Raw genomic sequence first — 9,793 nt, 5'->3', positions numbered from 1 at the left:
TGAGGCCGCGACGGAGCCTCCGGAACTACCTGCTGGAACAGCTCCCACAACTCATCCGGCACCTGCCGCTCAACGATCGAAACCACGACCGGCAGCCTACCGAACCAAATGAGATGGCGTCTTATCCCTCTGGTGCAGGACCCGGCAGCGCGAGTGTCTCGGCTTGCATACCGTCGAAGACCAGGCGTAGGTAGCGGCGCCACAGGTGTGGTTGGGTCGGCAGCAGGGGGGACGCGGTCTGGAAGATTCCGCTCATGAGAAGCATGACGTCCTGTCCCGTGATGTCCTGACGAATGGCACCGTGTGCGCGGGCGCGGTCGGTCAGCGTTGTGGTGATGGCGTCGAGGGCCGCGAGGCCGTTGCGTACGTCGGGGTGGTTACGGGCTTCCCCGTGCGCTACCTGGCAGAACGCGCGGTTGCTGATCTGCAGCTCGATGGCGGCGGCCATGAATTCCAGCAGCGCCTCAGCCGGAGCCGCGGTTTGCGCGAGCCTCTCACCGATCGTCACGAGAGTGTTCTGGTTCTCGGAGACGACTGACGCCAGTAGGTCTTCTTTTGTGCTGAAGTGCCGAAAGACAGTCCCTTTGCCGATCCCGGCCCGCTCGGCGATCTCCGAGATCGATGCCTCCACGCCTTGCTCGGCGAACGCTGTGGCGGCGGCCTCCATCAGGAGCTTTCTGGTTCGTATCGCATCGCTGCGCATCGGCTTGGTCACCGAGTTGGTCATGACGCCTCTCTCTCAGGCCTGAATCTGGCCGCAACGGGGCCGTTGGGTCGTCGCGGCCTTGACCGTCAGTGGGGCCTCCGCATCCCGCGTGAGGCCTGACCCGCTTTGATTCTACCCAGAACCTGACCGGGCGGTCCGATTGTGAGCCAGCTAACGTGACCGCCCGGTCCGGATGGCTGTATGGTTTGAACCTGACCGGGCGGTCCGCTTGTGGTGACGAACTGTCACCCCGGGTGCACCGCCTCGTGAGGAAGCAACGGACCATGACTGGCAAAGAAGGGCACGTAATGTCTGACATATTCGGGGAAGGCCGCAAGGCTGCGCTGGTCTTCGGTGGCTCCCGGGGTATCGGCGCGGCTGCGGTCGCTCGTCTGGCGGCCGATGGTTACGCCGTTGCCTTCACCTACGCCTCCCGGGCCGACAAGGCCAATGAGCTTGTCGACTCCGTCGAGCGTGAGGGCGGTCGGGCCTTCGCCATCCAGGCGGACAGCGCAGATGCGGAAGCTGTACGAGGTGCAGTGGCACAGGCCGTGAACCGTTTCGGTGCCCTCAGCGTCGTGGTGGTCAATGCCGGGATCTTCCGGATGGGCACCATCGACACGGTCACGCTCGAAGAGCTTGACACGATGCTCGCCATCAACGTGCGAGCGGTGTTCTTGTCGATCCAGGCGACCCTGCCGCACGTACTGGACGGCGCGCGAATCATCACGATCGGCAGCAACGCGGCGATCAGCACGCGCACGCCGGGTACCAGCGTCTACCAGATGACCAAGGCGGCGCTGGTCGGTCTGGTCCGGGGTGTCGCGCTCGACCTGGCGCCCCGAGGGATCACGGTCAACAACATCCAGCCCGGCCCGACCCATACGGACCTCAACGCGGACTTCGTCGACATGCTCGCGGAGTCTAGCCCGCTCAAGCGTGTCGGAGCACCCGAGGAGATCGCCGCTCTCATCTCCTACCTGGCCGGCGAGGAATCGCGCTACATGACAGGGGCGAGCATCACCATTGACGGCGGAACCACGCTGTAGGCCACGCCAGGCCCTTCCGCCGAGCGCGGAGCAGGCGGCCGCAGGGCACAACGCCCTTCGTCAGCGCCATCACCCCGGCGCCTTCACCGACATGGCGGCGGGTCAGAGAAACGAACTCAGTCGTATGGCTATGACTCCTTGCCACGTATCGCGAACAGTTCACGGCGTGACAGCGCGACGGGTGATCCGCAAACGGCGCGAGACGTGCCACCGAGGCTGAACCTCAGGGCCTCGTAGTCCCACCAACTTTGCTTTTAGTCCACCTATTGACAAGCCGGATCACATGGTCCGATACGGAGGAACTGATGGACACCGTCGACCGTCTGAGCATCATCGAGGACCTGCGCCGCCTGATGGCCAGCTACGTCCGTTACGCCGATAACCAGCGCTGGCAGGACCTGACGGAGCTGTTCACCGAGGACGGCACCTTCACCCCGCACAAGCCGGACGGCTCGGTGTGGCTGCACATGGAGGGCCGGGAGCAGATCGCCGAGACGATCGGGGCCAGCGGGGGCCCGGACGTCACCTTGATCCACCACCTCTTCACCGACGAGATCGACGTCGACTCGGCGACCAGCGCCCATGGCGTGTGGTCGATGGAGGACATCGTCACCCGGCCCGCCGACGCGCCGGTGTCCGAGGACATCCCCTTCCGGGTCATGCACGGCTTCGGCCACTACCACGCCCGATTCGTCAGGACCGCCGCCGGCTGGCGCATCGCCGAGCTGAAGCAGACCCGGATCCGGCTGGACTTCAGCGAGTAACCACACCGCACACCCGAGTCTGCGGACGTAGCTGATGGCGACTTCCTCAGCGCAAGCCGCAGCTCGGCTCGGACACCCCCCTCCCACTTTCCTCACTCTCACAGAAAGAGAAGCTACCGTGAGTGACAGCACGCAGGCCAAGACCCTGGAACCGTACAAGATCGATGTCCCGCAGGACGTTCTGGACGACCTGAAGGAGCGCCTGCAAAAGACCCGCTTCTTCGACGATCTGGACAACGAAGAGGAGTACTACGGCATCAGCACGGCCTACCTCAAGCCGCTGGTGGAGTACTGGGCGAACGGCTTCGACTGGCGCGCCCAGGAGACGCGGCTGAACTCCTGGAACCAGCACAAGGTCGAGATCGACGGCGCCCCCGTGCACTTCGTGTACGTGCGAGGCAAGGGCCCGAACCCGATTCCGCTGATCATCAACCACGGTTGGCCCTGGCCGGGTGAGTTCAGCTACGACCTCATCGGCCCGCTCACCGACCCGGCCGCGCATGGCGGCGACCCGTCCCTGTCCTTCGATGTGATCATCCCGGACATGCCCGGCTTCGCCTGGTCCACCCCCGTCGGCAGAGGCGACCTGAATTACTGGAAGATCGCCGACATCCTGCACAAACTCATGACCGACACGCTCGGATACGAGAAGTACGCGGCAGCCGGCTCCGACTACGGCGCCCTGGTCATCGGCGCGCTCGGTCACAAGTACGCGGACAGCATCATCGCCCTGCACCTCGGGCACGACCTGCCCCCGGGCATGTTCTCCAACGAACGGTTCTGGGACCTGACCGACGGTGCCAAGATCCCAGAGGACGCCTCGCCCGAGCTGCGCGAGGGCCTGGAGTTCATGATCAGCACCTACGTGTCACACGTCGCCGCTCACATGCTGGACGGATCGACACTCGCGCACGGCCTCAACGACTCGCCCATCGGCATGCTCGCCTGGCTTCTGCGCCGCTGGAAGAAGTGGAGCGACAAGCGCGGGAACTTCGAAGAGGCCTTCTCCCGTGACTTCATCCTCACCCAGGCCACAGTCTTCTGGGTTACCCAGTCCATCGGCACATCGATCCGGATGTACCGCAACGCGGTGCGCTACCCCTGGGTGCCGTCGCACAACCGCACACCCATGGTGGAGGCGCCCGCGGGCTTCACCTTCCTGCTCGGCGATGCCTACCCGCCGGCCGTCAACACCGTTGAGGACCGCATCGCCGTCTTCGAGAACGGCCCTACCCGTTCCCTGTACAACGTGGTCAACGTCAACGCCCACATGAAGGGCGGCCACTTCGTCCACTACGAGAACCCCGAGGGCTTCGTCGCGGACCTGACCGAGACCATCCGCAGGGTGGTGAGCTGAGCCACACGCACTACGTGGGGGCCTGCTGAGGTTCCCCCGAGATGCGGGAAGAAGTGACAAGCCCGCCCGTTTTCCCTTCCCCAGTTGGTTGACGACGCCGGAGTTCCAGGGCAGGGTCAGGCCGGCGATGACGGCGTCGCGGTCTCGGTCGATGCCGGCCGCGAGAGTGTGGAGGCTGGGAAGGTCGTCCTGGCGGACGGCGTCGAGCCACTGCGGGAGTCGTTCCCCCTGCCGCTCGGTGAGCATGTGGGCGAAGGACCGGACGTGACCGGTCAGTGCGTCGAGTTCAGGGCAGTTGGCCAGGATGGTCTTGAGCCGGAGCTGTTCGATCTCGGTCAGCGTCTCGGGTCGGCTGAGGATCCATCTCGTCACCACGCGGGGTGCCGGCGGTTGCGCGGTGACCGGCCGTGGCGAAGTGCGTCTCTCTCGCAGGTAGGCACTGACCCGGCCGTAGCTGCCTCGATAGCCCAAGGGAATGATCTCCTCCCAGAGCTTCCAGGCGTTGGTGCAGCCCTCGTCCCAGCGTTCGTCCAGGCAGGGCTTGTACTCGTCGAGGACGGAGGTCCGGTTGTGCTGCCACTGGCCGCGGAAGAGGTCTTCCGGCTTCGCAGCGTCGGCGAGGCTCTTGACGGTGCGGTGGGTCATGTTCAGCTGGCGCCCGATGGAACGGCGACTGTGGCCGGCTTCAAGCAGCGCGTGGACCGTGGCGTGCCGGGCTCGGACGCGGTTGGCGAACCGCTCGCTCCGCCATGGAGAGTCCGCCTTCTCCTCTGACGGCGCCGGTTCGTCGGCCGTCGCCTCGCGACCGGGGACCAGAACGCGAAGGCACTGGCGGTGGCGGGCGACAGCCCGCTCGGCGGCCTCCCCGAGGTTGTGCCACAAATGCCAGCGGTCGGCGACCTGCGTCGCCTGTGGTGCCCCGGCTGTGGCGCCTTCCGCGAAGAACGGCGCGCGGTCCCGGCAGACGATCTCGATCCCGGGTCGCTTCGCCAGCCATGCGGCCAAGCTGGACGCCTCTCGGTCAGGCAGCAGATCCACCGGCCGACGGGTCTCGACGTAGACGAGCATCGTGCCGTAGCCCCGTCCTTTGCGTGTCGCGTACTCATCAACGCCAACCACGCGGGGCCGGGACCGCGGGTTCGGGCAATGCATCGAGCAGCCGTAACACCGCGCTGCGGCTGATGGGCAGCCCGAAGGCCCGTGCCATCCGGGCGCCGGCCCGGCCGGCGAGGGCGAGACCCACCGCGGCGAGAGTCGACCGCAACCGCTCCGTCCACCTGCTGTGCCGCCGAGTCAGTCCCGGCATCTGCTCAGCGAACGTCCGCCGAGCACACGAAGGCTCCGGACAGAAGAACCGCCGGACTCGCAGTCGCAGCACCACCAGACGTCCCCCACTCGGCACGTCCGCAGGAAACCGCAGGTAAGAGCTGTGCACCCGGGTCGACTCGCTCCCACAGTCCGGGCACTCCGCCCCAGCCGACGTACTGCTGACGTTGACGCGTACCGCCTCGTGACTCACATCCAGCGACTGCACCGACACGTTCGCGATGGACGGTAACAGCAGGCCCTCCACGGGAGGCGATGTCTCTTCCACGACGCCGCACTGTTGACCACACCAAGGGCCCGGTCGTTTTCAGGCAACTTCCCGAAGCCTGTTTGGAGCGGCGGCCGTCACTCAGCGTGCGCGCTTCACGGAAGTCGTGCCAGAACCACTACTGCTCGATAAAGCCAGGCGTGGGAGTGGGTGCGCGCGGCGGCCGAGGTGCTGCGTGGGCAGTTGGCCCGGCCGGGCGGCTACCACCGCGGTCGGGCCACAGGCATCGCCGAGCGGCTGATGGGCGTCAAGCTTGGCGCCGATCCCACGCGCAAGGGCCGGGACGCGGCGGGCGGCTACACCGGCCCGAAGACGGTGGAGCACTGGAGGTCCTCGGTCACCGGCCGTCCCGTCCCCGACACCCATCTCGCCTGCGCCTCCTGCATCGTGGGCAAGTACGGCCAGACCCGCAGCGCGGCGCAGGCTGCCTCGGTCGATGCGGCCGTGTACGAGTGGCTGGCCGGCGGCACCTACGGCACCGACGGCGCCCGCGGCAAGCAGCGTCTGGCCTGCCCGGAAGTGGACCCGTCCGCCCGGACGACGGCGCTCGGTTTCCTGGCCGAGGCCAAGAAGTACGCGGGCCCCTACCGGTGGGCCCACCGAGCCCGCATCAGCGTCCCGCGGTCACCCTGGAGAGGGCTGGGCCGATCACATGTACGCATGTCCGGGCTGCACGCTGCCACCCTTCCGGGTGGAGCAAGCCCGGCCGGAAGCCTCTGATTTTCCGGCTCTCCGCGTGACGCCACCCACGAGAGGCAGGTCACGTCCTAAGCGGGATCGTAGAGCCGCACAGCGGTCTGACGCACCCGAAAGCAGCGGAATGACCGAATTAAGGCAATTTCTACGCCCTTGGGTAGTAGATCACAATCTTGCCTCCCGTTCTCGCGGTTGCTAACCATGTCTGTCGTCGCCGCAAGCAGCGGGTCGGGCCGGGCGGGATCGCCGGGGCCGTCCTTGCTCGCCGCGCTGTGCGGGGCCTCGCCCCGACGCCCGACAGGCCGCGACCGGATCATCCGGCCGGCGCCTCAAAGACGTCCCGTAGGAGACCCCCATGACCGCGATCACCGCTGCGTCCCGCCTCACCCGTCTGCGCAACCTGGCCGTCACCGGCCTGGTCACCACCGGCGCCGCGGCCGCGGCCCTGACGCTGACGCCGGCCACCGCCCACGCCGCCGAGACCCCCAAGGCCGCCCCCGCCATCGCCTCCAAGGCCGCCGACCCCGCCGGCGCCAAGGGCGCCGCGAACAACCTCGACGGCTGGATCAAGCAGTCCCTGACCATCATGAAGGCCAAGGGCATCCCAGGCACCTACGAAGGCCTGCACCGCAACATCATGCGCGAGTCCAGCGGCAACCCCAACGCCCAGAACAACTACGACGTCAACGCCAAGAACGGCACCCCCTCCAAGGGCCTGCTCCAGGTCATCGACCCCACGTTCAAGGCATTCCACGTCGCCGGCACCGCCAACAGCTCCACCGACCCGGTCGCCAACATCACCGCCGCCGCCAACTACGCCGCCCACCGCTACGGCTCCATCGACAACGTCAACTCCGCGTACTGAGCCATTGCAGCGGAACCTTGCCCAGCTACAAGCTGCTGCTCGACGTGAGCGTCAAGCAGCAGCCTCCCCGACAGGTGACAACCCGCCTGCCAAGGTGACAACCAGCGTGAGTCGGCTCACTCGGCACGGTCCCATTCGGCGTGGAGCTCCCGGGTTACCAGCGCATCCCGAGTTGGTCCAGCTCGGTGCGGCGTTCGGGGGTGAGCTTGTCGGCCCGGCGGCGGGTGTTGTCCAGGAACATCCCGAGCTTGATGTCGACCGTTTCGCCGTCGACGTCCAGGCGCTCGACGTGCTTGCGGGCGGGGCGTAGGTGCCCTTCGCGGTCGTGGAGCTGCCGTGCGGCGCGCAGGTTCAACGCCCACTTGCCGTCTGCGGTGAGTTTCCCGGGCCGGGCCTCGGGGCCGGCGGGTTCCAGTCCGAGCGTGCTGCCCAGGAGCCACTGCTGCGCGGGGGACAGCTTGTCCCACCCCTGCCGCTGCGCGAGGACCCATGCCCCGAGATCCTCGCCCTGCACGACGACTTCACCGGCCACCTCGGGGAGCGCGCCCCCGGCCCGGACACGGGCGCGAACGAGGGTGAAACAGCGCTGCCATGCCACGTCCCACCCCAGCGGGCACCATCCCGGGTCGATGGCCTCCAACGCCGCCAGACGGCTCTCAGGCAGCTCCCCAGCGCCCACAGGCACCGCTTCACCAGCCGCGCGCCGCTCGGCGTTCTCCCAGGTCCTGCGGGCCTCCGCACGCCTGTTCTTGGCCCACACCCCGATCGGGTAGCCGCCGTCCCCCACCGCGTTGACCGGCGGGAGGAAATGCCCGTGCGCGGCGGCCCAGGCTCGCGCGACTGTGAGCCCTTCTTCCCATGCGATGTCGTGGTGGGACCAGACCATGCCCAGCGCGTCGAGCTGCGCGACGCGGGAAGCTGCCAGGGCCCCGGCGCCGTAGTAGCGCCGCTGGTCGGCGAGCCACCGCCCAAGCGGAAACCCCGCGGCTGCGCCAACCGACTCGGTCTCGCCCATCACGTAGTCGTACGGCACCCGCAGTTGCCCCCCGCCGTTCTCCCGCCGCCACCGGATGGCCGCAGCGATCCCGCGCCGCCAGTACGTGTTCTCCGGATCGATCACCCGCAGGCGCACGAACTGCGCGAGCAACGCGGGGTCACGCGGGCTGCTGAACCGCAGCAGACCGGCCGCTGCCTGGCTCACCCACACGTCATCCTCGGCGCCCGCGTCCGCCTCGTCCTCTACACGGCCGTCCCCGGCACCCTCACCCCGGTCCTGGTCCCAGTCCTGACCCTGGTCCTGGTCCTCGCCGCGATCGGCGGCCAACGCGGCGTCGGACAGCAGAACTTGAGCACCCCCGTCACCGGTCCGACGTCCGCTGCGCTGCCGGGGATCGGCCAAAGCCTCGATCGTGTCCGCGTCGTGCGCCCGCAAGGCCGCGAGCACCTTCGCGAGGGTCCCGTACGCAGCCGACGTCAAAAGGTCATCGGCGTCCTCATCCGGCCCGAGGAATACCGGCACCACCAAAGACGCCAACTTCCCCTCACCCGGACTCAAACGCAGGGCACGCCCGACCATCTGCACGATGTCCACCATGGAACCCCGCGCATCACAGAAAGCGACCGCATCACACTGCGCCGTATCCACACCTTCCCCGAGGACTTTCACAGAGCTGAGAACACGCACCGCGGCCGGGATATCCGACCGGGCACCACCGACAAAATCGGAGGCGAATTCGGCCAGTACTTCACGCCGATACCCGGGGGCGTGATCCCCGTGCAGCCAGTCCGCCCAGACCCGCTCCACAGCAGGGAACACTTCCGGGTCGTCCTCGGCGAGCCGGGCCGCCACGGACCGAACTCCCCGGGCCATCGCCTCCGCCTCAGACACCCGGCTGTGAAAGGTCAGGATGCGCCGCAGCCGCTCCCGCGCCGCCGCCGTCAGCAGTCCGGTCTGGAGCGCCGCGAGCCGCGCCCCGCGCACCCGATCAGAGCCTCCCGCTTCCTCGGCGAGCGCGGCGTACAGGTCGGGATCCCGGATGTCCAGACACACCACCTGATACGGCGCAACGATCCCCCGCCGGACCGCCTCACTGAGCTTCAGCTCGTACGCCACCGGCCCGAAGACCGGCGAGTCCCTGTCCATCGATGCCACCAACCGGGGCTGCTCTCCCTCGGCCTCCCACACGCGCGGCGTCGCCGTCATGTAGAGCCGCCGCACCGCCGGGATTCGGGCCTGATGGTGCACCGCCGCCCACGGCTTCAGACCGTCCCCACTCGTCCGGTGGGCCTCATCAATGATCATGAGGTCCCACACCGGCAAACCCGCCTCGTGCGCCCGCTGGAGCTTGCCCAGACCCACCGCCACGTAGGTCGCGAACACCGTGACCGTCTCCAGGTCCCGCACCCACGCGACGAGTTCGTCCGGGTCGGTCGTGCACGGGATGCCGTCGGACTCCTCCGCCCGCAGGTCGCACACCCCGACCATCGCGCCCCGCCGACCGCCCCGACGCCACGCGCCGGCCATCTGCGTCAGCAAGTCCAGCGTCGGCACCAAGACCAGCACCCGCCGTGCGGAAAGCCGCCGCGCCGATTCCACGGCAATCAGCGTCTTTCCCGATCCGGTAGCGGCGATTACCTGTGTCCGCAGTCCCTCCGGTGGAATGCGCCCTCCGGGTGGGTCCTGAAGGTGATTCACCACGTGTGAGGTGCGGGTTGGGTGTCATTGGTTGGTGTGGGTTGGGCGTCATTGGTTGAGGGGCTGG

At 67.8% G+C, this 9,793-nt stretch carries 8 protein-coding genes and 1 pseudogene; 5 read left to right on the top strand and 4 right to left on the bottom strand.

From position 1 onward, the window contains the following. Positions 1–121: 121 nt before the first annotated feature. A complete protein-coding gene (locus IE294_RS45625; protein ID WP_189895218.1) occupies positions 122–727 on the bottom strand; it encodes a TetR/AcrR family transcriptional regulator in 606 nt (201 codons plus the stop codon). A gap of 263 nt (positions 728–990) precedes the next feature. Between IE294_RS45625 and IE294_RS45620 the strand changes: the two genes are divergently transcribed. The 3 genes from IE294_RS45620 to IE294_RS45610 all read left to right on the top strand — a co-directional run bounded on the left by IE294_RS45620 (position 991) and on the right by IE294_RS45610 (position 3,876). Beyond that, entirely contained in the window at positions 991–1,755 is a 765-nt protein-coding gene (locus IE294_RS45620) for an SDR family NAD(P)-dependent oxidoreductase (protein ID WP_229918180.1), read from the top strand. A 305-nt stretch (positions 1,756–2,060) separates the two neighbouring features. Next, on the top strand, positions 2,061–2,519 hold the full coding sequence (locus IE294_RS45615) for a nuclear transport factor 2 family protein (RefSeq protein ID WP_030655847.1): 459 nt from the start codon (positions 2,061–2,063) through the stop codon (positions 2,517–2,519). A 118-nt stretch (positions 2,520–2,637) separates the two neighbouring features. Beyond that, complete coding sequence (locus tag IE294_RS45610; RefSeq protein ID WP_229918178.1) at positions 2,638–3,876, top strand: epoxide hydrolase family protein; 1,239 nt, start codon at positions 2,638–2,640, stop codon at positions 3,874–3,876. A gap of 150 nt (positions 3,877–4,026) precedes the next feature. Here IE294_RS45610 and IE294_RS45605 read toward each other — a convergent pair. Both IE294_RS45605 and IE294_RS45600 read right to left on the bottom strand, forming a co-directional pair. Continuing rightward, a pseudogene (locus tag IE294_RS45605) lies at positions 4,027–5,028 on the bottom strand (ISL3 family transposase); the annotation flags it as partial. Next, on the bottom strand, positions 4,982–5,311 hold the full coding sequence (locus IE294_RS45600; protein WP_229918182.1) for a hypothetical protein: 330 nt from the start codon (positions 5,309–5,311) through the stop codon (positions 4,982–4,984). The pseudogene IE294_RS45605 and the gene IE294_RS45600, both read right to left, overlap by 47 nt. Positions 5,312–5,620: 309 nt before the next feature. Here IE294_RS45600 and IE294_RS48805 point away from each other — a divergent pair, with 309 nt between their 5' ends. Beyond that, a complete protein-coding gene (locus tag IE294_RS48805; RefSeq protein ID WP_229918176.1) occupies positions 5,621–6,190 on the top strand; it encodes a hypothetical protein in 570 nt (189 codons plus the stop codon). A 331-nt stretch (positions 6,191–6,521) separates the two neighbouring features. Further along, positions 6,522–7,031 carry a transglycosylase SLT domain-containing protein gene (locus tag IE294_RS45590; RefSeq protein WP_189895215.1) on the top strand — a complete coding sequence of 170 codons (510 nt, stop codon included), beginning with the start codon at positions 6,522–6,524 and terminating at the stop codon, positions 7,029–7,031. A 154-nt stretch (positions 7,032–7,185) separates the two neighbouring features. On the opposite strand, the gene IE294_RS45585 is transcribed toward IE294_RS45590, so the two are convergent. Next, on the bottom strand, positions 7,186–9,726 hold the full coding sequence (locus tag IE294_RS45585; RefSeq protein ID WP_435858240.1) for a helicase associated domain-containing protein: 2,541 nt from the start codon (positions 9,724–9,726) through the stop codon (positions 7,186–7,188). Positions 9,727–9,793 lie beyond the last annotated feature (67 nt).

This window comes from Streptomyces canarius (assembly GCF_014650735.1).
Lineage (GTDB): Bacteria > Actinomycetota > Actinomycetes > Streptomycetales > Streptomycetaceae > Streptomyces > Streptomyces olivaceoviridis.
The sequence above is the reverse complement of the archived record's forward strand: the minus strand, read 5'-3'. Positions and strand labels throughout refer to the sequence as shown.

Bases quoted from the DNA above. Each gene is read 5' to 3' on its own strand.
- IE294_RS45625 (WP_189895218.1), bottom strand. From the start codon at position 727: ATGACCAACTCGGTGACCAAGCCGATGCGCAGCGATGCGATACGAACC.
- IE294_RS45620 (WP_229918180.1), top strand. From the start codon at position 991: ATGACTGGCAAAGAAGGGCACGTAATGTCTGACATATTCGGGGAAGGC.
- IE294_RS45615 (WP_030655847.1), top strand. From the start codon at position 2,061: ATGGACACCGTCGACCGTCTGAGCATCATCGAGGACCTGCGCCGCCTG.
- IE294_RS45590 (WP_189895215.1), top strand. From the start codon at position 6,522: ATGACCGCGATCACCGCTGCGTCCCGCCTCACCCGTCTGCGCAACCTG.